Source organism: Streptomyces tricolor, from assembly GCF_002155905.1.
GTDB lineage: Bacteria > Actinomycetota > Actinomycetes > Streptomycetales > Streptomycetaceae > Streptomyces > Streptomyces tricolor.
The window spans coordinates 1-21,418 of the sequence record NZ_MUMF01000105.1; the positions used below are offsets into that span (position 1 = coordinate 1).

Genomic DNA, 21,418 nt, shown 5'->3' on the forward strand with positions numbered 1-21,418 from the left:
ATGTCCGACGTACGGGTCGTCGTCATCGACTGCACCGACACCGGGGCTCCGCCCCCGACCGCCACCGGCCCGACGTGGATCTGCCGCGACACCCGGCGCGGCGCGACCGGACGGGCCGGTACCTCGGGAACACCCAAGGGGACGGCGGTCATCGCCTCACTCCCGGTTTCCGGAGACGGTCTCGCGCATCGCCCGCAGGGACTCCTTCAGGGAGCCCATGGTGGCGAGGACGGCGGTCGGCTCGTAGCCGCAGTGCGCCATGCAGTTGGCGCAGCGCGGGTCCTTGCCGCGGCCGTACTTGTCCCAGTCGGTCTTCTCGATGAGTTCGCGGTACGTCGGCACGTACCCGTCGCTCATCAGGTAGCAGGGGCGCTGCCAGCCGAAGAGGGAGTAGTTCGGGATCGCCCAGGCGGTGCACGGGAAGTCGACCTTGCCCTCCAGGAAGTCCAGGAAGAGCGGGGAGTGGTTGAGCCGCCACTTGCGGCGGTTGCCGCCCGCGAAGGCCTTCTTGAACAGCTCCCGGGTCTGCTCGACGCCGAGGAAGTGCTCCTGGTCGGGCGCCTTCTCGTAGGCGTAGGCGGGCGAGATCATCATCTCGTCGACCTTCAGGTCGTCGTTGAGGAAGTTGAGCACCTCGATGATGGTCTGCGGGGTGTCGGTGTTGAAGAAGGTGGAGTTGGTGGTCACCCGGAAGCCGCGCCGCTTGGCCTCCTTGATGGCCTCCACCGCCTCGTCGAACACGCCTTCCTTCGCAACCGACTCGTCGTGCCGCTCACGCAGCCCGTCGATGTGCACGGCGAACGCGAAATAGGGCGAGGGCGTGAACTTGTCCATCTTCTTGCGCAGCAGCATGGCGTTGGTGCACAGGAACACGTACTTCTTCCTGGCCACCAACTGCCGCACGATCTCGTCGATCTGAGGATGCATCAACGGTTCGCCGCCGGCGATGGAGACCATCGGCGCACCGGACTCCAGCACCGCGCCCACCGCCTGGGCGACCGGCATGCGCTGCTTGAGCACACCGGCCGGGTGCTGGATCTTGCCGCAGCCCTCGCACTTCAGATTGCAGGCGAACAACGGTTCCAGCTCGACGATGAGCGGGAACTTGTCCCGCCTGCGGAGCTTCTGTTCGGCCAGGTATGTAGCGACCTTGATGGACTGACGCAACGGCATGGCCATCTGGCTCACCTCCGAGGGAGCAGCAAAGAACGGTGCCATTCGAAAAATGCGGGAAGGATGGAACGAAGAACGCGGAAGGCAGATATTCCACCGCGCACCGTGCCGATCCGGACGAGTTCGTGTTCGGGAGCGTCCACGACCACCCGGACGGCCGCAACCGGACGGTCGCCCGTGCGGACGGCGGCCAGCAGCGTGGCCGCCGACTCCATGTCGACCGCGATCGCGCCGGTGGCGAGCAGAGCGGACCGCTCGGGCCCCCGGACCACGTGGTCGGAGCCGGTGAGCGGGCCGGTGTGGACCGTGCGCCCGGGCAGCAGGCGCACGAGTTCCTTGACCAGCAGTTCGGTGCCCACGCACGGGACGGTCCCGCGCGGGTCCCGGGTCTCCTCGGCGACGACCAGGTCGCCGGGGTGCATCCCGGGGGCGAGCCCGGCGCAGAAGCCGGTGGCCAGCACGGCCGTGTCGGCCACCGCCGGGCCGGCGAGGTGCCGGGTGACGGAGCGTTCCGCCGCCTTGGGGCCCATCCCCGTACGGACGACGGAGTACGGCCCGCCGGCACCCCACCTGACCGGCGCGCCCCTGCGCCGCGCCCCCCTGTCGCCGGTGCGCAGGGCGAAGTGCTCGATGCCGAGCGCGCAGGCGATCAGCAGCGGGGCCGGGGCGGGCTGGTGGCTCAAGTCAGCTCCCGTCGGCCCGGGACGCGGCCGTCGCGGTCTTGGCCGGCAGGATGCGCTCGAAGGGGTCCCCGTGCAGGTAGCGGCCGAGCGCGGTGAGCGGGAACACCTGCCGGTAGAGGTGGTAGTTGATGGAGAAGTCCCAGGGGAAGCCGGTGCCGGTGAAGTACGGCTCGTCCCAGCTGCCGTCCTCCCGCTGGGTCTCGGCCAGCCACCGGATGCCGCGCTCGACGGCCTCGGAGCCCCTCTCCCCCGCGGCGAGCAGCGCCATCAGCGCCCACGCCGTCTGCGAGGCGGTGGAGGCGCCCCGGCCGCTCCACTCCTTGGCGTCCTGGTAGGAGCGCAGGTCCTCGCCCCAGCCGCCGTCGTCGTTCTGGACGCGCTCCAGCCAGGCCACGGCCCGCCGGATCGCCGGGTGCGAGCCGGGCAGCCCGGCCGCGGTGAGCGCGGGGACGACCGACCCGGTGCCGTAGAGGTAGTTGACCCCCCAGCGGCCGAACCACGAGCCGTCCGGCTCCTGTTCGGCGAGCAGCCAGTCGATGCCGCGCCGGGTGCGCGGGTCGTGGGCCAGGCCCTCGGCGGCGAGCATCTCCACGACGTGCGCGGTGACGTCGGCGGACGGCGGGTCGATGACCTCGCCGAAGTCGCAGAACGGCAGCCGGTTGGGGAACGGGCTGGTGTTGTCGACATCGAAGGCGCCCCAGGCGCCGTTCTTCGACTGCATGCCGAGGTTCCAGCGGACGGCCCGACCGATCGCCCGGTCCACCCGCTCCGGGTCGTGGTGCCGGACCCGGCGCAGCGCGAGGGCGACCTCGGCGGTGTCGTCGATGTCCGGGTAGTTGTCGTTGTGGAACTCGAACGCCCAGCCGCCCGGGGGCAGTTGGGGCCGCCGCACGGCCCAGTCGCCGGGCCGGACGATCTCCTCGCCGAGCATCCAGTCGGCCGCCTTGACCAGTTGCGGATGGTCGACCGGCAGACCGGCGTCCACGAGGGCGATGGTGGCCAGGCAGGTGTCCCACACCGGGGACTGGCAGGCCTCGATCATCCGCGCGCCGTCCTCGCGCCAGACGGCGAAGCGGTCGAGCGAGGCGAGGCCCTCGCGCAGCACCGGGTGCTCCAGGTCGTAGCCGAGCAGGTGCAGGGCGATGATCGAGTACACGGCCGGCGGCTGGATGCCGCCCCAGCAGCCGTCGTTCTCCTGGCGCTCGACGATCCAGCGGGCCGCCGAGTTCATCGCGGCCTTGCGGAGCCTGCGCACGGCGACCTTGCGGTAGCCGCGGACCACCTTGTCGAGCCGCTGGAAGACGCCGTCCCAGCTCGCCAGCGGGGCGAGCGGCTGCGGCGGGTTGGGGTGGGCCGGGTCGGTGTGCAGCTCGTCCAGCGCGAAGGGGGCGGGACGCACCGGGCGCTTGGCGGAGACGATGGTCAGCGGCACGATGGTCTGCCGGGCCCAGCATCCGAAGTTGTAGATGTTGAGCGGGAACCAGGTGGGGAAGTAGATCAGCTCCGGCGGGAGTTCGGGCAGGTCCTCCCACTTCCACCAGCCGAACAGGGCGAGCCAGATCCGGGTGAAGACCCGGGAGGCGGCGATGCCGCCGCGTTCGCGGATCCAGGCGGACGCCTTCGCCATGTGCGGGGCGTCGGGCGCGTCGCCGGCCAGCCGCAGGGCGACGTACGCCTCGATGGTGGTGGACAGTTCGCCGGGTCCGCCGTAGAAGGTGGCCCAGGTGCCGTCCTCGCGCTGCTCGCCGCGGATGAACTTCGCGGCGGCCTGCGTCGTCTTGTCGTCCAGGATGCCCAGGAACTGGCGGAGCAGCAGATCCTCGGCGTCCATGGTGACGTTGGTCTCCAGGTCGCCCTTCCACCAGCCCTGGGTGTCCTGCCGGGCGAGCAGGAAGTCGGTGGCGCGCCGTGCGGCGCGTGCGGCGGCTTCTTGTACCCCGGCCGCCTCGGGGGTGGTGAGGGTGGTGTCGCTGGCCGCGGCAGCGCGGGACGGCAAGGTCGCCCCGGTGCTTCCGTCGGTCGTCGCTGTCATGGCTTCCCCTTCGTGCAGTCGTGCGAGTCGTGCTGCTGTGGGTCCGCCGTCGGCCGGTGTCCGGAACCCTTCGACACCGGCCGGCGACTACGCGAGGCTTATCCAGCCAATAGTGATCATCTCTTTCGTACGACGACGAAGTCGGCGAGCGCCGTGAAGGAGTCCCGCACCCGGTCGGGCATCTCGACGGCGTCGAGGGCTTCGATGGCGATGGTGTGCTGACGGCGCGCTTCCTCGGCCGTCCACTCGCGGCCGCCGGCCTCCTCGATGAGAGCGGCCCGGGCCGCGAACTCCTCCTCGGAGAAGTTCTCGAAGTCGCTGCTCTTGGCGTCGGCGGCGAGGATCTCGCCGAGCCGCTCGGAGGCGGAGCCGCCGGCCGCGAGCGCGGCCACCACCGGCAGGGACTTCTTGCGCTGGCGCAGGTCGCTCCAGGTCTGCTTGCCGGTGGCCTCCGGGTCGCCCCAGATGCCGAGCAGGTCGTCCACGGCCTGGAAGGCGAGGCCGAGGTGGTAGCCGTACCGTTCCAGCGCGTCGGCGGTGGCGTCGTCCGCGCCGCCGAGGACCGCGCCGATGGAGGAGGCGCAGGCGAGCAGGGCGCCGGTCTTGTTGCCCTCCATCTCCAGGCACTCCTCGACGCTGACCCGGTCGCGGTGCTCGTAGGAGATGTCCTGGGCCTGGCCGTCGATCAGGGCGCGGGAGGCGGCGGTCAGCCGGCGGGTGGCACGGCCGGCCTCGACCGTGCCCGGCTCCAGCAGGACCTCGTTGGCGAGGGCGAACAGGGCGTCGCCGACCAGGATGGCCTGGGCGGGGCCGTGCACCTTCCAGACGGTGTCGCGGTGCCGGCGCTGCTCGTCGCCGTCCATGAGGTCGTCGTGCAGCAGCGAGAAGTTGTGCACGAGTTCGACGGCGACCGCGCCCGGGACGCCCGTCTCGGGCGCGGCGCCGGTGACCTCGGCGGAGAGCACGGCGAGGGCGGGGCGGACGGCCTTGCCGCCGTCGCCGTCGGCGGGGTTGCCGGCGGCGTCGATCCAGCCGAAGTGGTAGGCGGCGACGGTGTCCATGGGAGGTGCCAGGCGGTCGACGGCCGCGCGCAGCACCGGTGTGGCCAGGGTTCGGCCGCGCTCCAGCAGCGCGGTCACGTCCACCGCGGCCCGTGGAGCGGGCGTCGAGGCCGGGGGCACAGTGGGCACAGTCTCTCCTCTTGTTGCGGTACCGGGGGTGCGGGGGCGTGCCGCCTGCTGATCGGGCATCAGGCCGCCTCCTCGAACTCGAAGAGGTGACGGGGGCGGGGCCGGCCGAGGGCGCTGAGCGCGGCGTCGGCCGCGCTCACTCCACTGCGGACCGCACTCTCCATGGTCGCGGGCCACCCGGTGGCGGTCCACGCTCCGGCCAGGTACAGGCCGGGGGCCTTGGTGCGGGCGCCGGGCCTGAGGCGCCCGACGCCGGGGGTGGGGGCGAACGTCGCCGTGCGCTCCCGGGTCACGAAGAAGTCCTCCACCACGGCCGCGCGCGTACCCGGAATGAGTCGTTCCAACTCGGGCAGGTAGCGCTCGCGGAGTTCGGCGACCGGGGCGTCGATCTCGTCCTGCGCGGCCGACTGGGACAGCGCGAGGTACTGGCCGCGGGGCAGCCCGGAGGCGTGGGTGCGGTCGAACACCCACTGCACCGGGGTGCCGAGGGCGGCGAAGAAGGGCCGCGCGAGCACCTTGCGGTCGTAGATCACATGGACGTTGAGGATGGGCGCGGTGCCGATCTCCAGCAGTCGGCCGGGCGCGTCGAGGGCACCGGGCGGCAGCAGCGCGTGGGCCTCGCGCTGGGGTACGGCGAGGACGACCGCGTCGGTTTCCAGGTTCTCGCCGGGAACCTGAACGCTCCACGTCCCGTTCTCGTTGAGAGAGACGGAGGTGACGCGTGTACGGACCTCGGTACGGACGCCCGCGGAGTCGAGCGCCTTGCGGGCCAGCCGGTCGTGCAGTTCGCCCAGCGGGACGCGGGCCCAACCGATGTCGGCCGCGCCCGGGTCGGACAGCAGACCGGTCTTGAACACCATCGCGGCGAGCCCCAGCGAGGCGTCGCCCGCGACCGCGTTGAGGGTGGCGACCCCGACCAGGTCCCACAGGGCCTCCACGGCGCGCGCCGACTGGCCGTGCGCGGCCAGCCAGCTGCCGAAGTCCTGGGTGTCCAGCGCCGGATCGGCGAGGTCGAGCCCCTTCAGCGCGAGCGCGGCCCGCCCGACGGCCGCGCGCTCGGCGAGCGAGAGGTGCGGATAGGCGGCCAGGCTGCGCCCCAGGTGGAGGGGGACGGGCAGCGGGTCGCGCCGCAGCCTGCCGAGCCGCCGCCCCTCGGGCTTGGCGACGTCGACGACGGGCACGTCCAGGCGGTCCTGCAGCGGTGCCAGCGCCGCGCCCTCGATCCGGTCGAGGAACCAGCGGTAGGCGGTGCAGCAGCGCAGGTACACGTGCTGGCCGTTGTCGACGGTCAGTCCGCCGCGCTGGAAGGAGAAGGCGAGGCCGCCCAGCCTGGGCCTGCCTTCGAGCAGGGTGACCCGGACGCCCGCGTCGGCGAGGGCGAGCGCCGCGGTGATGCCGGCCAGGCCGCCGCCGACCACGACCGCGCTGCGCGTGGCTCCGCCGCGGGCCGGTGCGGGGGGTGAGCCTTGGCTCATCGTGCGTCCTTCCGTGCGTGCGCTCCGCGGGCGGGGCCGGGGTGGGCCGTCCTTCGTCTGCGGGCCCGTGGTGGCTTGTCGCGCTCACGCGGCGGTAGCCGCAGATCCGACACAGCCCCGCGCCCCTTTGGGGCGCTGTAGGGCGCCGTCGCCGTCAGGGACGCCGGGCCGCGGTGGAGGGTTGCCTCACGCGTGTCCTCTGGTTCGGTGAGGTCCATCAGGCGCGCCTCCGGACGGTGCGCCGGGCGGAGACGTGCCGGGTGACGTGCCGGGTGTCGAGCCCGGACAGGCCGCGCACGGCGACGTAGGCCTTCTCGTGTCCGGGCAGCGAGACCCGGCCGCGCAGCACGGCCTCCGGGTCGCGCTCGATGCGGTCCAGCAGCCGGCGGTAGATGCCGGCCATCGCGGCCACGCAGGCGCCGCTGCGCCGGTCGAGCATGGGCAGCAGCCGGTAGCCCTCGGCGAACAGGGCCCGGGCGCGCCGCACTTCGAAGTGGACGAGGCCGGCGAAGTCGGAGCCTTCCGGCGGGGTCGGCCCGTGGAACCCGGCCGAGCAGCCGAACTTGGCGAGGTCGTCGGCGGGCAGGTAGGTACGGCCACCCTGCGCGTCCTCGCGGACGTCGCGGAGGATGTTGGTGAGCTGCAGGGCGAGGCCCAGCGTGTCGGCGTACTCGGCGGCCCGCTCGGCGCCGCGCGCGCCCGGCTCGGTGCCGAACACGCCGAGCGAGAGGCGGCCGATGGCACCGGCGACACACCGGCAGTAGACCTTGAGGTCGTCCCAGGTCTCGTAGGTCTCGCCGCGTACGTCCATCTGGACGCCGTCGATCAGCTCGTCCAGGCCGCCGAGCGGGATCGGGAAGGCGCGCGCGGCATGGCTGAGGGCGACGGCCACCGGATCGGTGTCGTCCTCCTCGACCGCGCCGTCGTGGATCCGGGCGAGCAGCGCCCGGGTGTCCTCCAGACGCGCCAGCTTGACCTCGTCGGCCAGGTCGCCGTCGCCGATGTCGTCCACGCGCCGGGAGAACGCGTACAGCGCCGACATGGCGCGGCGCTTGGCCGTCGGCAGCAGCCTGATGCCGTACGCGAAGTTACGGGCCTGCTGCCCGGTGACGGCCTCGCAGTAGCTGTAGGCGGCGAGTACCGGTGCGGACACGTGCGGCGGAGACTCCACGGTCCGGATCACCCCTCTCCTCGCAGGATCACGCCCGCCTCACGCAGCAACTGGACCTTGCCGGGTCTGGGCGGGCCGGGAAGTACGTCGTATTCGGCGGCGGCGATCGCCCGGATCGCCGCCCTTCCCCCCGCCACGAATCCCGCGAGCAGCAGCTTCAGCCTGCCGTGGACGCTACCCACCAGGGGGGCGCCTTCATTCAGCAGATCGCGGGCGCGTTGTGCTTCGTATGCAACCAGGGCGCGCACCGATGCGCCCGCGGTTTTCGCGGCGAGGTCCGCTTCCTGCACGTGGAAGCGCTTCATGTCCTCGGCGGGGAGGTAGATCCGGTCGCGGCCGAGGTCCTCGGCGACGTCCTGGAGGTGCTCCACGATCTGCAGCGCCGTGCAGATCGCGTCGGACAGCCGGATCCGCTCGGGGGTCGCGGTGCCGGTGACGGCGAGCACGAGGCGGCCGACGGGGTTGGCGGACAGCTCGCAGTAGGCGAGGAGGTCGTCGTAGGTCTCGTACCGGGCGACGAGCTGGTCCTGGCGGTTGGCGGCGATCAGCCCGAGGAACGGCTCGGGGGTGAGGCCGCGGCGGCGGACGGTGGGCTGCAGGCGGCGCAGCAGCGGATGGCGCGGGGTGCCGCCGAAGACGCGGCGCAGATCGGCCTCGAAGGCGTCGAGGAGCACCAGCCGGTCCTCGGCCGCGGCGGCCGACACGCCGAGCAGCCGGGCGTCGGCCCCGCCGGGGGCGAGGTCGCCGTCGCCGATGTCGTCCACGAGGCGGGCGAAGCCGTAGACGGCCATGAGGTCGTCGCGCCAGGCACGGGGCAGGAAGAAGGGGGCCACGGGGAAGTTCTCGCTCGCGGCCTTGTCGAGCGTGGCGCGTTCCAGGTCGGCCGCCTCGGTGGTGGCCGTCATCGGGCGCTGCCCGGAACGGGGACGGCACATGCTGCGGTGAGCAGGGGAGTTTCCGTAGCCATTGCCGTCACATCTCCCGTTCTACACTGCCGACCCAATACACACTATTTCGGACACGCCGCCCCGCAATGCGCGGGGGCGCCCCGTCGCAGGGTGTCGCGCATTATCGCCCCACTTGCCGGTTTCCGGCACCGGTACAGCTTACGTTGTACAACGCGGCACGGACCGTCGGGGTGTCCTGCACATCACAACAACACACCGATTGGCCCCAAGATTCCTAAGACCAGGCCGAGTTGACGTTTCCTTTGCAGACGCAGGGCCCCGCCGGAGGAATTCCGGCGGGGCCCTGGCCGAAACGGGTCACTTGCCCGTGAACTTCTCGTACTCCTTCAGGACCTCGTCGGTGGGTCCGTCCATCCGCAGTTCACCGCGTTCCAGCCACAGCACACGGTTGCAGGTGTCGCGGATGGACTTGTTGTTGTGACTGACCAGAAAGACCGTTCCGGCCTCCTTGCGCAGTTCCCGGATCCGCTCCTCGGAGCGCTTCTGGAACTTCCGGTCACCGGTGGCCAGCGCCTCGTCGATCATGAGGACGTCGTGGTCCTTGGCGGCGGCGATGGAAAAACGCAGGCGCGCCGCCATGCCGGAGGAGTAGGTGCGCATCGGCAGGGTGATGAAATCGCCCTTCTCGTTGATACCCGAGAAGTCCACGATGTCCTGGTAGCGCTCCTTGATCTGCTCCCGGGACATCCCCATGGCGAGGCCGCCGAGGATGACGTTCCGCTCGCCGGTGAGGTCGTTCATCAGGGCCGCGTTCACGCCCAGCAGGGACGGCTGGCCGTCGGTGTAGACCTTGCCCTTCTCGGCGGGCAGCAGCCCGGCGATGGCGCGCAGCAGGGTGGACTTGCCGGAGCCGTTGGAGCCGATCAGACCGATGGCCTCGCCGCGGTAGGCGACGAAGGACACGCCGCGCACGGCGTGCACCTTGCGCACCCCGCGCGCCGCGTCGTCGGAGCCCCGCTTGAGGATCCGGCTCAGGGCCGCGGTCGCGCTGCCCTTGCCGGTCTTGGCGCCGTTGACCCGGTAGACGATGTGCAGGTCGTCCGCGATGACGGTGGGGCGACGCTCTCCGGTGGTGTGCTCAGCCACGGCCGTACCGCTCCTCCGCCTTCCAGAAGTACACGAAGCCGCCCGCGGCGAAGAGCACGGCCCAGCCGCCGGCCGCGGCCCACACGTGGTCGGGCAGGTTCTCGGAACCGTAGCCGTCGATCAGGGCGAAGCGCATCAGGTCCATGTAGATGGCCGCCGGGTTCCACTGCAGAACCGTCGCGATCCACTGCGGCTTGTCCTCCAGCATGACCGGGATGGAGAACATCACGCCGGACGCGTACATCCACGTACGCATCACGAACGGCATGAGCTGGGCCAGGTCCGGGGTCTTCGCGCCCGCGCGGGCCATGATCATCGCAAGCCCGGTGTTGAACAGGAACTGCAGCGCGAGCACCGGCACGATCAGCAGCCAGGACAGGCTCGGGTAGCTGCCGAAGCCGATCGCCACGACGAACAGCACGACCATCGAGAACAGCAGCTGCTGGAGCTGCTGGAGCGAGAAGGAGATCGGCAGCGAGGCGCGCGGGAAGTGCAGGGCGCGCACCAGGCCGAGGTTGCCGGAGATCGCGCGGACGCCGGACATCACCGAACTCTGGGTGAAGGTGAACACGAACACGCCGGTCACCAGGAACGGGATGTACACGTCCTGGGTCATGCCCCGGCTGGCGTGCAGGATCAGTCCGAAGATGAAGAAGTACACGGCCGCGTTCAGCAGCGGGGTGGCCACCTGCCACAGCTGGCCGAGCTTGGCCTGGCTGTACTGCGCGGTCAGCTTCGCCTGGGAGAAGGCGACGATGAAGTGGCGGCGGCCCCAGAGCTGACGGACGTACTCCACGAGCGAGGGCCGGGCACCGCTCACGGAGAGCCCGTACTTGGCGGCCAGCTCGGCCGCCGTCAGTCCCTCGTCGGGCGACGGGGCCGCGGTCACCGCGACCGTGCCGTCGTGCGTGGTCTCACTCACAGGGGGAAACTTTCGTCTTCGGGTTCGCGTGTCTGTTCGGCGTCCGGTGGGCCCCGGCGCGGGCGTACGGGCGCTCAGGGACGAGCTTGTCAGATGACCGGGGGACGGCCCAGTCGGGTGAGTCGCCACACCGTACGCCACCGCATCGGCCGACGGGGACCGCAGGGGGTGGTCCAGCCCTCCCGGAAGCCGCCGAACCAGGCCTTCAGGGCCGGCCGCGACGGGCGGCGGAGCAGGGTGAGCAGCAGCCAGACGCCGAGGTAGACCGGGACCAGGAGGGCGGGGAGGTTGCGGCGGGCGAGCCAGACGCGGTTGCGGGCGACCATGCGGTGGTAGACGGCGTGCCGCGAGGGCGCGGTCGTCGGGTGGTACAGCACCATGTCGGCCCGGTAGTCGATCATCCAGCCCGCGTCGAGGGCGCGCCAGGCGAGGTCGGTCTCCTCGTGCGCGTAGAAGAACTCGTCCGGGAGCCCGCCGACCTCGGCGAAGACGCGGGTGCGGACGGCGTTGGCGCCGCCGAGGAAGGTGGTGACCCGGGAGGAGCGCATCGGGTCGGAGGCGCGCAGCCGCGGCACGTGCCGGCGCTGGGTCTCGCCGGTGTCGGGGTCGGCGATGCGGAAGCTGACGATGCCGAGCCGCGGGTCGGCCGCGAAGGCCTGGCGGCACAGCTCGGCGGTGTCGTGGCGGGCGAGCAGGCCGTCGTCGTCCAGGAAGAGCAATATGTCGACATCCTGGCCGCCGGGGCCGAAGGCCTCTATGCCGACGTTACGCCCGCCGGGGATGCCCAGGTTCTCGGGCAGTTCCACGGTCCGGACGCCGTCGGGCACCTCCGGGACGGGCGAGCCGTTGCCGACGACGACCACCTCGACCGGGTCGCCGTCCTGCTTGGCGACGGAGTCGAGCAGGGCCCGCAGCTCCTCGGGCCGGTTGCCCATGGTGATGATGACGGCGCCGACCTTCATGGGCGCGCTCACTTCAGCCTGCTGGAGGCGAGGATGGACACCAGGTGCAGCAGCGTCTGGAGCAGGGCGATGCCCGCGAGGACGGCCGTACCGAGGCGGGTGAAGAACAGGTCGCCGCGGGCCTGGTCGACGATCGCGAGGACCAGGATGAGCAGCGCGGCCTCGATGCCGAGGATCAGCCGGTGGAACTTCAGCGCCGCGGCGGCCCGCCGGGCCAGCGCCATGCCGGAGGAGCGCAGCTCGGAGGCGGCCTCCTGCACCGGGGGCTTGCCGGCCTGGTGCCGGGCGACGCCGACCAGGTCGGTCTCGGCCTTGATCAGGATGGCGCCGAGCGCGGCGAGGGTGCCGAGGAAGGCCCACAGCCAGTCGATCCGGCCGGTGCCCCACAGGTCGGCGGCGCGCAGGCCGAGGCCGACCAGCACGGCGGCGTCGGTGAGGTAGGCGCCGACGCGGTCCAGGTAGACCCCGCCCAGCGAGTACTGCTTCTTCCAGCGGGCGATCTCGCCGTCGACGCAGTCCAGCAGCAGGTACAGCTGGGTGGCGACCACGCCGAGCACGGCGCCCGCGATCCCCGGCACCAGCAGGGCCGGGGCCGCGAGCACACCGCAGACGGTCATCAGGTACGTGAGCTGGTTGGGCGTGACCCTGGTGTTCACCAGGTAGCGGTCGACGCGCAGGGACACCTCGCGCATGTAGAGGCGTCCCGCCCAGTGCTCACCGCTGCGCCGGTCCTTCACCCCCGCGGGGTGGACGACCGGACGGAGTTCAGCTACCGATGGCCTTGACATAGTCGGCGTAGATGTCCTTGATCTGGTTCGTCTTGAGGTCGAGGTGTTCGAGGATCGTGTAGCGGCCGGGCCGGGTCTCGGGGGCGAACTCCACCGCGCGGACGAACTCGTCCACCGTGAAGCCGATCTCGTCCGGGGTGACCGGAAGCCCGTGCCGGCGCAGCACCTCGGCCATGTACACCGACTCCTCGTGGGCGCCGCGCAGGTACATCGCGAAGGCGGCGCCGAGGCCGCACTGCTCGCCGTGGGCCGCGGCGCGCTTGGGGTAGAGCAGGTCGAAGGCGTGGTTGATCTCGTGGCAGGCGCCGGAGGACGGGCGGGAGTCGCCCGACACGGACATGGCGATGCCGGTGAGGACCAGCGCCTCGGCCAGTACCTGGAGGAAGCCGTCGTCGCCGACTCCGCCGGGGTGCCGGAGCACCGCCTCGCCGGCCTGGCGGGCCATGGCGGCGGCCAGACCGTCGATCTTCTCGCCGTTGACCCGGTTGGCCAGCTCCCAGTCCGCGACGGCGGAGATGTTGGAGATGGCGTCGCCGATGCCGGAGCGGACGAACCGGACGGGTGCCTCGCGGATCACGTTGAGGTCGATGACCACCGCGATCGGGTTCGGCACGCCGTACGAGCCGCGGCCCGCGTCGTTGTCGAGGGTCGCGACCGGTGAGCACAGGCCGTCGTGGGCGAGGTTGGTGGCGACGGCGACCAGCGGCAGCCCGACCCGGGCCGCCGCGAACTTGGCGCAGTCGATGATCTTGCCGCCGCCGAGGCCGACGACCGCGTCGTAGTGGCCGGCCTTTATGTCGCTCGCCAGCCGCACCGCGTCGTCGATGGTGCCGCCGCCCACCTCGTACCAGCTGGCGCCGGGCAGCGAGGGGGCGATCCGCTCGCGCAGCCGGGCGCCGGAGCCGCCGCTGACGGCGATGGCCAACCGGCCCGACTGCGAGATGCGTTCGTCGGCGAGGACGCAGGCCAGGTCGTCCAGGGCACCCGGGCGGATGTCCACGACGACCGGCGAGGGAATGAGCCGGGTCAGTACTGGCACGCGATCTCCCGTCCGCGGGCGAGATCGTCGTGGTTGTCGATCTCCACCCACTTGACGTCGCCGATCGGCGCGACGTCGATACGGAAGCCGCGGTTGACCAGCTCCTGGTAGCCGTGCTCGTAGAACTGCTGCGGGTCGCTCTGCCAGACCGTCTTCAGCGCGTCGGCCAGCTCCGGCGCGGCGTCGCCCTCGATCAGGGTGACGCCGATGTACTCGCCGGTGGCCTCGGCGGGGTCCATCAGCTTGGTGATCCTCGTCATGCCCTTGTCGGGGTCGACGACGACCTTCATCTCCTCGTCGGCCAGCTGCTTCACCGTGTCCAGCGCGAGGATGATCTTCTTGCCCTCGCCGCGGGCGGCGAGCAGGGTCTTCTCGACGGAGACCGGGTGCACGGTGTCGCCGTTGGCGAGGATCACGCCGTCCTTGAGGGCGTCACGGCCGCACCACAGGGAGTAGGCGTTGTTCCACTCCTCGGCCTTGTCGTTGTCGATGAGGGTGAGCTTCAGGCCGTACTTCCGCTCCAGGGCCGCCTTGCGCTCGTACACGGCCTCCTTGCGGTAGCCGACGATGATCGCGACCTCGGTCAGCCCGATCTCGGCGAAGTTGCCGAGCGTGAGGTCGAGCACCGTGATCGAGTCCTCTATGCCCGCGGGCCCCACCGGCACCAGCGCCTTGGGCAGGCTGTCGGTGTAGGGGCGCAGACGCCGTCCGGCGCCGGCCGCCAGCACGAGGCCGATCATGCGGGTTCTCCTTCGTCGTGTACGGCGGGCGCCCCAGCGGACACCCAGAAGCGGATGCTCTCGACGAGCACCACCAGGGCGACGGCCACGGCGAGGACCGTGAGCGCGACCTTGAACTGCGAAGCGGTGAGCACCGCGGCCAGGACGGTGACGAGCAGCGTCCGCCCCTCGTGCCCCCCGATGGCGCGCACCAGCCGGGCCGGGGGCGCTCCGGCGTTGCCGCGGATGCGGTACACCGTGTCGTAGTGATGGTAGGCGACGGCCGCCACCAGCCCGAAAGCCGCAGGAAGGGCCCCGTTCACGTCCGCTTCGGCCGCCAGTACCAGGACGGTGCCGTATTCGGCGGCGCGGAAGAAGGGCGGGACCAGCCAGTCGAGCGGGCCCTTGAGGGGGCGGGCGACGGCGAGGGCCGAGGCGAGGACGTACACCAGGGCGCCGGCCACCGGGAGCGGGCTGCCGAAGCCGGCCAGCGCCGAGCAGGCCACGACCGCGGCGCCGCCGAGCAGGGCCACGGCCGGTACGGCGAGCCCGGGCAGGCCCTTCGCGAGCACGCGCCGCAGGCCGTCGGCGAGCGGACCCGAGTCGGCGAGGTCGGCGAGGGCCTGCGCCGCCCGGTCGGTACGCCGGGCCTTGCGCGTCACCGACCGCAGCACGCGCCCCGCCGTGGTGTACGTCGCCGCGAACGCGCACCCGACGAGCAGCACGGAGAAGGTGATCCGCGGCGTCGTGGCCGCGGTGAGGACGGCGATCATCGCCCAGCGCTCGCCGATGGGCAGGACGATCATCCGCCGCACCCACACCGTCCAGCCGACGCTGTCGAGCTTGTCGGAGAGGGCGGCCGTGGGACTGGTGTTGGCGGTGGCGTCGTGGTTGGCCTCGTTGAAGGAGAAGTCGACCACGTGCCGGCAGGTCTGGAGGACCATCGCGCCCAGGGCCAGCGCCCAGACGTCGTCGCCGCCCCGCGCGGCTCCCAGCGCGAGGCCGGCGTAGTAGGCGTACTCCTTGGCCCGGTCGAAGGTGGCGTCGAGCCAGGCGCCGAGCGTGGAGTACTGCAGGGAGTAGCGGGCGAGCTGGCCGTCGGTGCAGTCCAGCACGAAGGAGGCGATCAGCAGCACGCCGGCCGCGACGAAACCGCCGCGGGTGCCGGTCGCCGCGCAGCCGGCCGCGATGAGCGCGGTGAGCAGCGAGGCCGTGGTGACCTGGTTCGGGGTCAGGCCGCGCCGGGCGCACCAGCGGGCGATGTACCGCGAGTACGGGCTGATGAAGAACGTGGTGAAGAAGCCGTCGCGGGACTTCACGGCCGACTTCAGGCGGACCGCCTCGTCGTCGACGGCGGCGACGGCCTGCCGGGCCTCGTTGCGGGCCTGCGGGTCGGCCGGGACGGTGGCGACCAGGCTGCCCAGCTCCGGCCGGTGCACCGCGCCGCCGTCGGCGTCGAGGGCGGTCGCGACACGGTCGGCGAGGCTGTCCACGGCGAGCGCGGGGGCGCCGCCCTCGGCCGCGCGGGCGGCGGCCGTACCGCCGTCGGCGGAGGTCGCGCGGGCCACGGCCCGGGTGAGCGCCTGGCGGGCGGCCGGCTGGGCGGTGACGGCGCCGGGCACGGCGGCGAGCGGGAAGCGCGGGTCGGTCAGGCCGAGGCGCAGCGCGTGCGGGTGGCCGACGAAGCGGGCGTCGACCAGGGCCACGCGCCGGTCGGCGGGAACCGCGGCGAGCAGGGACTCCGTCTCGGCGGCGTCGGCGGCCACGCGCACATCGAAGCCGAGGGACCGCAGATCGCTCTCCAGTGACGATCCGGGGACCGGCTGACCGGTGACGATGGCGGTCGACAACCGAACTCACTCCCTGGGTGCCGGCGCGCGGGCGCCGGTCGTGTGCATGATGGGGCGCCCTGCCTGCGGCACCCGGGCGGCATGTCGGCAGAGGCTATCGGATGGTCCGGATCCGGTGTTCACCGGCCGTTCACGGCACCGCCCACGGGGGCTGTCCGGGCCTTTGCCGCGATCATCATCGGGGATCCGGGGCCCGCCCCACAAACCCATGGGGCAGACCCGGGCAACCAGGACACCGGGTGACTCGGCATAGGGTGGACGACCATGACGTGGCTGATCACCGGCGGAGCCGGATACATCGGGGCGCACGTGGCACGGGCCATGGCCGGCGCCGGGGAGAGCGTCGTGGCGCTGGACGACCTGTCGGCCGCCGTGCCCGCGCGGCTCCCGGCCGAGGTCCCGCTCGTCCACGGCTCGACGCTGGACGGGGAACTGCTGAAGCGGGTCTTCGCGGAGTACGGCGTCACGGGCGTCGTCCATCTCGCGGCGCGCAAGCAGGTCGCGGAGTCGGTGGCGCAGCCCACCCGCTACTACCGGGAGAACGTCGGCGGCCTGGCCACCCTCCTGGACGCGGTCGCGGAGGCGGGCATCGGCCGGCTGCTGTTCTCCTCGTCGGCGGCGGTGTACGGCAACCCGGACACGGACCTGATCACCGAGGACACGCCGTGCGCCCCGGTGAACCCGTACGGCGAGACCAAGCTGGCCGGGGAGTGGCTGGTGCGGGCGGCGGGCCGGGCGCACGGGATCTCCACGGTGTGCCTGCGCTATTTCAACGTGGCGGGCGCGGCGGCGCCGGAGCTGGCGGACACCGGCGTGTTCAACATCGTGCCGATGGTCTTCGACCGGCTCACCCGGGACGAGGCCCCGCGCATCTTCGGCGACGACTACCCGACGCCGGACGGCACCTGTGTCCGGGACTACATCCACGTCGCCGACCTCGCGGACGCCCACCTCGCGGCGGCGCGGCGGCTCTCCGACGGGGATCTCGGCGGCGATCTGACCCTGAACATCGGCCGCGGCGAGGGCGTCTCGGTGCGCGAGCTGATCTCGGTCATCGGAGAGGTCACCGGCGACCGCCGGGCGCCCGTGGTGGAGGCCCGCCGCCCCGGCGACGCGCCGCGCGCGGTGGCCTCGGCGGAGCGGGCCGCGGAGGTGCTGGGCTGGCGGGCCCGGCACGGGGTGCGGGAGATGGTCGAGTCGGCGTGGGCGGGCTGGCGGCTGCACCACGGCGGCTGACGGCGCATCCCGTCCCCACGGCGGCCGACGCCCGCCACGGCACCGCCCCCCGGCGGCCGACGCTCTCCGGCCCCCTGACCTGCGGAACGTTTCCGCAGGTCAGGGCACATGACAACGGTGTTCAGTGCCGCGTTGCCCCCTACCCACGGCCCGTAGTTCACTGGCCTCCCGGCAGGCACACGGAAGGCGGTAGTCATGGGGGCAGGGCACGACCACGGGCACGCGCACTCCCACGCGCCGGCCCCGGGCACGGCCACGGCCGCGTACCGGGGACGGCTGCGGATCGCGCTGGGCATCACGCTCACGGTCATGGTGGTCGAGATCGTCGGCGGCCTGCTCGCGGACTCGCTCGCGCTGATCGCGGACGCGGCCCACATGGCGACCGACGCGGTGGGCCTCGGTATGGCGCTGCTCGCGATCCACTTCGCGAACCGCCCGCCGAGCACCAACCGCACCTTCGGCTACGCCCGCGCCGAGATCCTCGCGGCCCTGGCCAACTGTCTGCTGCTGCTCGGGGTCGGCGGGTACGTCCTGTACGAGGCGGTCCAGCGGTTCGTGGAGCCCGCGGCGACCCGGGGCGGCCTGATGGTCGTGTTCGGCCTCGTCGGCCTGGTCGCGAACTCCGTCTCGCTGCTCCTGCTGATGCGCGGCCAGAAGGAGAGCCTGAACGTGCGCGGCGCCTTCCTGGAGGTGGCCGCGGACGCGCTGGGATCGGTGGCGGTGCTGATCTCGGCCGCGGTGATCCTGGCCACCGGCTGGCAGGCGGCGGACCCGGTCGCCTCGCTGGTCATCGGGCTGATGATCGTGCCGCGGACACTGAAGCTGCTGCGCGAGACGCTGGACGTGCTGCTGGAGGCGGCGCCCAAGGGGGTCGACATGGCGGAGGTCCGGGCGCACATCCTGGCGCTGGACGGCGTCGAGGACGTACACGACCTGCACGCCTGGACGATCACCTCGGGCATGCCGGTGCTCTCGGCGCACGTCGTGGTCAGCTCCGAGGTGCTGAACGCCATAGGCAACGAGAAGATGCTGCACGAGTTGCAGGGCTGCCTGGGCGACCACTTCGACGTGGAGCACTGCACCTTCCAGCTGGAGCCGGGCGGCCACGCGGAGCACGAAGTCCGGCTGTGCCACTGACCCGCCCGACGCCGTACGCCTCACCCCGTACGCACTGCCGTTCGGCGCACCCCCGGGCGGTTCCCGGCGACCGGCGCCGGGCACGATGATCTACCGGGTCCGGCTCCCGCTGCCGCGCCGCGCGCGGACATGCGCGACGTGCCGGGAGTGCCGGATTCGTACGGCAGACTTGGGGTGCGAAGACCGAGGCGAAGGATGGGTATGCCGATCACACCTGCCACCGCGACGCACAGCTCGTCGAAAGGCACCGCAGAGGCGATTTTGCTGGAACTGGTCGACGAGAAGGGTGTGACGATCGGTACGGCGGAGAAGCTGGCCGCCCATCAGCCGCCGGGGCAGTTGCACCGGGCGTTCTCGGTGTTCCTCTTCGACGAGCAGGGCCGGCTGCTGCTCCAGCAGCGTGCGCTCGGCAAGTACCACTCCCCCGGCGTGTGGTCCAACACCTGCTGCGGCCACCCCTACCCGGGCGAGGCGCCGTTCGCGGCGGCGGCCCGGCGCACGTACGAGGAGCTGGGCGTGTCGCCGTCGCTGCTCGCGGAGGCCGGCACGGTCCGGTACAACCACCCGGACCCCGCCTCGGGCCTGGTGGAGCAGGAGTTCAACCACCTGTTCGTCGGCCTGGTGCAGGCGCCGCTCGGGCCGGATCCGGAGGAGGTCGCCGCTACCGCATTCGTGACGGCCGCCGAGCTGGCCGAGCGGCATGCCCGGGACCCGTTCTCGGCCTGGTTCATGACCGTGCTGGACGCGGCCCGCCCGGCGATCAGGGAACTGACGGGCCCGTCCGCCGGCTGGTAGGCGCGCGGCGGTCGGACGGACCGCCGGGCATCCGGCCACCGCCCGGCTCACGTCACGGCAGTGCGGCGGGCTTGAGCGGCAGGGCGGCCCAGATCACCTTGCCGCCGCTCGCCGTGTGCTCGACGTCGACCACCCCGCCCGCCTCCCGGGCCACCTCGCGGACCAGGAGCAGTCCCCGGCCGCCGGTCTGGCCGTGGTCGGCCTCCAGGGCGGTCGGGCGGTAGGGGTGGTTGTCCTCCACGGACACCCGCACCCACTCGGCTCCGACGGCCACCTCCACGGCGAGCACCGGCGACAGCAGCGCCGCGTGCCGGACCGCGTTGGTGACCAGCTCGGAGACGATCAGCAGCAGCCCGTGCACCAGGTCGTCGGAGACCGGCACCCCCTGGCGCAGCAGCAGGTCCCGCACCGCGTGCCGGGCCTGCGGGACCGAGGCGTCCACCGCGGCCGCGGTGAAGCGCCAGACACCTTCGTACGGCAGGGGGCCCGGCGGGCGTTCGCCGCCGCCCCCCGCTGGGCGCGGGCCGTCCCCGCGCCCGTGGTCGTCCATCGTCCGGTCGCCACCCTCGCGCTCGATTGTCACCACACGTCGAGTGTTGGTAACGACGCGCTCCGGTCCGGATGCCTGAACAGAAGTCGGCGAGTATCGAACGCTTTCTGACCGACTGCGTATGCCCTGGTCGCGGGTGGGACTGTTCCTGTTCCCCGGGCGCCGGTTCGCGAACTAGTCGGGTTGTACGAGGCCAACGATACGATCCCGGGCATGGAGCCCCAGCTGTCCCACCAGGTCGCCGACTCCGTCGCCACCGTGGTGATCCGTCACCCCGCCAAGCGCAACGCCATGACGACGGCGATGTGGCGGGCACTGCCCCCGCTGCTGGACGCGCTGGCCCGTGACCCGCGGGTACGGGTGCTGGTGCTGACCGGCGAGGGCGACACCTTCTGCGCGGGCGCCGACATCGCCACGCTCCAGGGCGCGCCGGAGGAGGCGCCGGCCCTCGCGGTCGCTGCCGAGGAGGCCCTGGCCGCGTTCCCCAAGCCGACCGTCGCCGCGGTGCGCGGGCACTGCGTGGGCGGCGGGGCGCAGCTCGCGGCGGCCTGTGATCTGCGGCTGGCGGAGGAGGGGGCGCTGTTCGGGGTGACACCGGCGAAGCTCGGCGTCGTCTATCCGGCCTCCTCCACCCGCCGGCTGGTGTCCCTGATCGGCCCGGCCGCGACCAAGTACCTGTTGTTCACGGCCGAGTTGATCGATGCGGACCGGGCGCTGAACGCCGGTCTGGTGGACGAGGTGCTGCCCGCGGGAGAACTGGACAAGCGGGTCGCGGAGCTGACCCGGATCCTGATGTCCCGCTCGCAGCTCACCCAGGCCGCCGCCAAGGAGTTCGCCGACGGCCGCACCGACCGCGACGCCTACTGGACCGCGCAGGCCCGCGGCAGCGGTGACGTCGCCGAGGGGGTCGCCGCGTTCCTGGAGCGCAGGCAGCCGCGCTTCACCTGGAGCCTGTCTACGTCAGGCTGAAGCGGCTCGCCGTACGGAACTCCGCGACCAGGTGCGCGGGCGCCTTCTCCGGCGACCCGGCGTCGTACGGCGGCTGGGGGTCGTACTCGGTCAGCAGCTGGACGGCCTGGGCGTGTTCGTCGCCGGCGATCGTGCCGAGGAGGGTGAGGCCCATGTCGATGCCGGACGACACGCCGGCCGCGGTGACGTACTTGCCGTCGACGACCACCCGGTCCCCGGTCGGCTCGGCCCCGAAGCCGCGCAGGTGGTCCAGGGCGAGCCAGTGGCAGGTGGCGCGGCGGCCCCGGAGCAGTCCGGCGGCGGCCAGCAGCAGCGAGCCCGTGCACACCGAGGTGGTCCAGGTGCTGGTGGCGTCCGCCGCGCGCAGCCAGTCCAGCAGGGCCGGGTTCTCCATGTGCGGCAACTGCCCGGGCCCGCCCGGCACGACCACGATGTCCGGCGACGGCACGTCGGCGAGGGTGCGGTCCGCGACGAGCGCGAGGTTCCCGGTGTCGGTACGCACCGGTCCGGTCCGCTCGGCCACGAACACGGTCTCCGAGTCGGGGAGCCGCCCGAGGGTCTCGTAGGGGCCGACGGCGTCGAGGGCGGTGAAGCGGTCGTAGAGGACGACGGCGATCTGCATGGGGTGCCTTTCTGTCGGGTCGGCGGGTGCGGGGACGGCCGGGGGTCGGCG

The 21,418-nt window shown here is 72.3% G+C and carries 20 protein-coding genes and 1 pseudogene; 4 read left to right on the forward strand and 17 right to left on the reverse strand.

Features of this window, described 5'->3' with window-relative positions; genetic code table 11:
• The 15 genes and pseudogenes from CCN44_RS43130 to CCN44_RS09030 form a co-directional block, all read right to left on the reverse strand.
• Nucleotides 1-152 (reverse strand): annotated as a pseudogene (locus tag CCN44_RS43130) (flavodoxin-dependent (E)-4-hydroxy-3-methylbut-2-enyl-diphosphate synthase); the annotation flags it as partial.
• Between the two features lie 4 nt (nt 153-156).
• Nucleotides 157-1,179, reverse strand: a complete 1,023-nt coding sequence (gene hpnH, locus CCN44_RS08965; RefSeq protein WP_059254601.1) for an adenosyl-hopene transferase HpnH — start codon at nt 1,177-1,179, stop codon at nt 157-159.
• 5 nt (nt 1,180-1,184) lie between these two features.
• Nucleotides 1,185-1,856: a phosphorylase family protein gene (locus CCN44_RS08970; protein ID WP_086697304.1), complete on the reverse strand. Its 672-nt coding sequence runs from the start codon at nt 1,854-1,856 to the stop codon at nt 1,185-1,187.
• A 1-nt stretch (nt 1,857) separates the two neighbouring features.
• Entirely contained in the window at nt 1,858-3,888 is a 2,031-nt protein-coding gene (gene shc / locus CCN44_RS08975; protein ID WP_059254599.1) for a squalene--hopene cyclase, read from the reverse strand.
• A 116-nt stretch (nt 3,889-4,004) separates the two neighbouring features.
• Nucleotides 4,005-5,069 (reverse strand): polyprenyl synthetase family protein, encoded by a 1,065-nt coding sequence (locus tag CCN44_RS08980; protein ID WP_167403960.1) that lies wholly within the window; start codon nt 5,067-5,069, stop codon nt 4,005-4,007.
• A gap of 68 nt (nt 5,070-5,137) precedes the next feature.
• Nucleotides 5,138-6,553, reverse strand: a complete 1,416-nt coding sequence (hpnE, locus tag CCN44_RS08985; RefSeq protein WP_086697306.1) for a hydroxysqualene dehydroxylase HpnE — start codon at nt 6,551-6,553, stop codon at nt 5,138-5,140.
• 217 nt (nt 6,554-6,770) lie between these two features.
• A complete protein-coding gene (hpnD, locus tag CCN44_RS08990) occupies nt 6,771-7,736 on the reverse strand; it encodes a presqualene diphosphate synthase HpnD (protein WP_167403959.1) in 966 nt (321 codons plus the stop codon).
• Nucleotides 7,733-8,629, reverse strand: coding sequence for a squalene synthase HpnC (gene hpnC, locus CCN44_RS08995; RefSeq protein WP_086697307.1), 897 nt, complete (start codon nt 8,627-8,629; stop codon nt 7,733-7,735). Before hpnC ends, hpnD begins: the two co-directional genes overlap by 4 nt.
• Before the next feature lie 360 nt (nt 8,630-8,989).
• Complete coding sequence (locus tag CCN44_RS09000; RefSeq protein WP_059254594.1) at nt 8,990-9,778, reverse strand: ABC transporter ATP-binding protein; 789 nt, start codon at nt 9,776-9,778, stop codon at nt 8,990-8,992.
• Nucleotides 9,771-10,700, reverse strand: coding sequence for an ABC transporter permease (locus CCN44_RS09005; RefSeq protein WP_086697308.1), 930 nt, complete (start codon nt 10,698-10,700; stop codon nt 9,771-9,773). Before CCN44_RS09005 ends, CCN44_RS09000 begins: the two co-directional genes overlap by 8 nt.
• Before the next feature lie 89 nt (nt 10,701-10,789).
• Nucleotides 10,790-11,662, reverse strand: a complete 873-nt coding sequence (locus tag CCN44_RS09010; RefSeq protein ID WP_059254592.1) for a glycosyltransferase family 2 protein — start codon at nt 11,660-11,662, stop codon at nt 10,790-10,792.
• 8 nt (nt 11,663-11,670) lie between these two features.
• Complete coding sequence (locus CCN44_RS09015; RefSeq protein ID WP_079081380.1) at nt 11,671-12,450, reverse strand: CDP-alcohol phosphatidyltransferase family protein; 780 nt, start codon at nt 12,448-12,450, stop codon at nt 11,671-11,673.
• On the reverse strand, nt 12,428-13,489 hold the full coding sequence (locus tag CCN44_RS09020) for an iron-containing alcohol dehydrogenase family protein (RefSeq protein WP_059254590.1): 1,062 nt from the start codon (nt 13,487-13,489) through the stop codon (nt 12,428-12,430). Before CCN44_RS09020 ends, CCN44_RS09015 begins: the two co-directional genes overlap by 23 nt.
• Complete coding sequence (locus tag CCN44_RS09025) at nt 13,477-14,229, reverse strand: phosphocholine cytidylyltransferase family protein (protein ID WP_059254589.1); 753 nt, start codon at nt 14,227-14,229, stop codon at nt 13,477-13,479. The genes CCN44_RS09020 and CCN44_RS09025 overlap by 13 nt, the downstream gene beginning before the upstream one ends.
• On the reverse strand, nt 14,226-16,058 hold the full coding sequence (locus tag CCN44_RS09030) for a DUF5941 domain-containing protein (protein ID WP_059254588.1): 1,833 nt from the start codon (nt 16,056-16,058) through the stop codon (nt 14,226-14,228). The genes CCN44_RS09025 and CCN44_RS09030 overlap by 4 nt, the downstream gene beginning before the upstream one ends.
• A gap of 264 nt (nt 16,059-16,322) precedes the next feature.
• Between CCN44_RS09030 and galE the strand changes: the two genes are divergently transcribed.
• The 3 genes from galE (at nt 16,323) to idi (ending at nt 19,226) form a co-directional block, all read left to right on the forward strand.
• Entirely contained in the window at nt 16,323-17,294 is a 972-nt protein-coding gene (galE, locus tag CCN44_RS09035; RefSeq protein ID WP_086697309.1) for a UDP-glucose 4-epimerase GalE, read from the forward strand.
• A gap of 195 nt (nt 17,295-17,489) precedes the next feature.
• On the forward strand, nt 17,490-18,431 hold the full coding sequence (locus CCN44_RS09040) for a cation diffusion facilitator family transporter (RefSeq protein WP_059254586.1): 942 nt from the start codon (nt 17,490-17,492) through the stop codon (nt 18,429-18,431).
• 201 nt (nt 18,432-18,632) lie between these two features.
• Nucleotides 18,633-19,226, forward strand: a complete 594-nt coding sequence (gene idi, locus CCN44_RS09045; RefSeq protein WP_059254585.1) for an isopentenyl-diphosphate Delta-isomerase — start codon at nt 18,633-18,635, stop codon at nt 19,224-19,226.
• Between the two features lie 52 nt (nt 19,227-19,278).
• Here the strand turns inward: idi and CCN44_RS09050 are convergent, their stop codons facing one another.
• Nucleotides 19,279-19,776 carry an ATP-binding protein gene (locus CCN44_RS09050; protein WP_059255380.1) on the reverse strand — a complete coding sequence of 166 codons (498 nt, stop codon included), beginning with the start codon at nt 19,774-19,776 and terminating at the stop codon, nt 19,279-19,281.
• A gap of 213 nt (nt 19,777-19,989) precedes the next feature.
• On the opposite strand from CCN44_RS09050, the gene CCN44_RS09055 reads away from it, so the two are divergent.
• On the forward strand, nt 19,990-20,745 hold the full coding sequence (locus CCN44_RS09055; RefSeq protein ID WP_059254581.1) for an enoyl-CoA hydratase/isomerase family protein: 756 nt from the start codon (nt 19,990-19,992) through the stop codon (nt 20,743-20,745).
• Here CCN44_RS09055 and CCN44_RS09060 read toward each other — a convergent pair.
• Nucleotides 20,732-21,367: a DJ-1/PfpI family protein gene (locus CCN44_RS09060; protein ID WP_059254578.1), complete on the reverse strand. Its 636-nt coding sequence runs from the start codon at nt 21,365-21,367 to the stop codon at nt 20,732-20,734. The genes CCN44_RS09055 and CCN44_RS09060 overlap by 14 nt on opposite strands.
• Between the last annotated feature and the right edge of the window lie 51 nt (nt 21,368-21,418).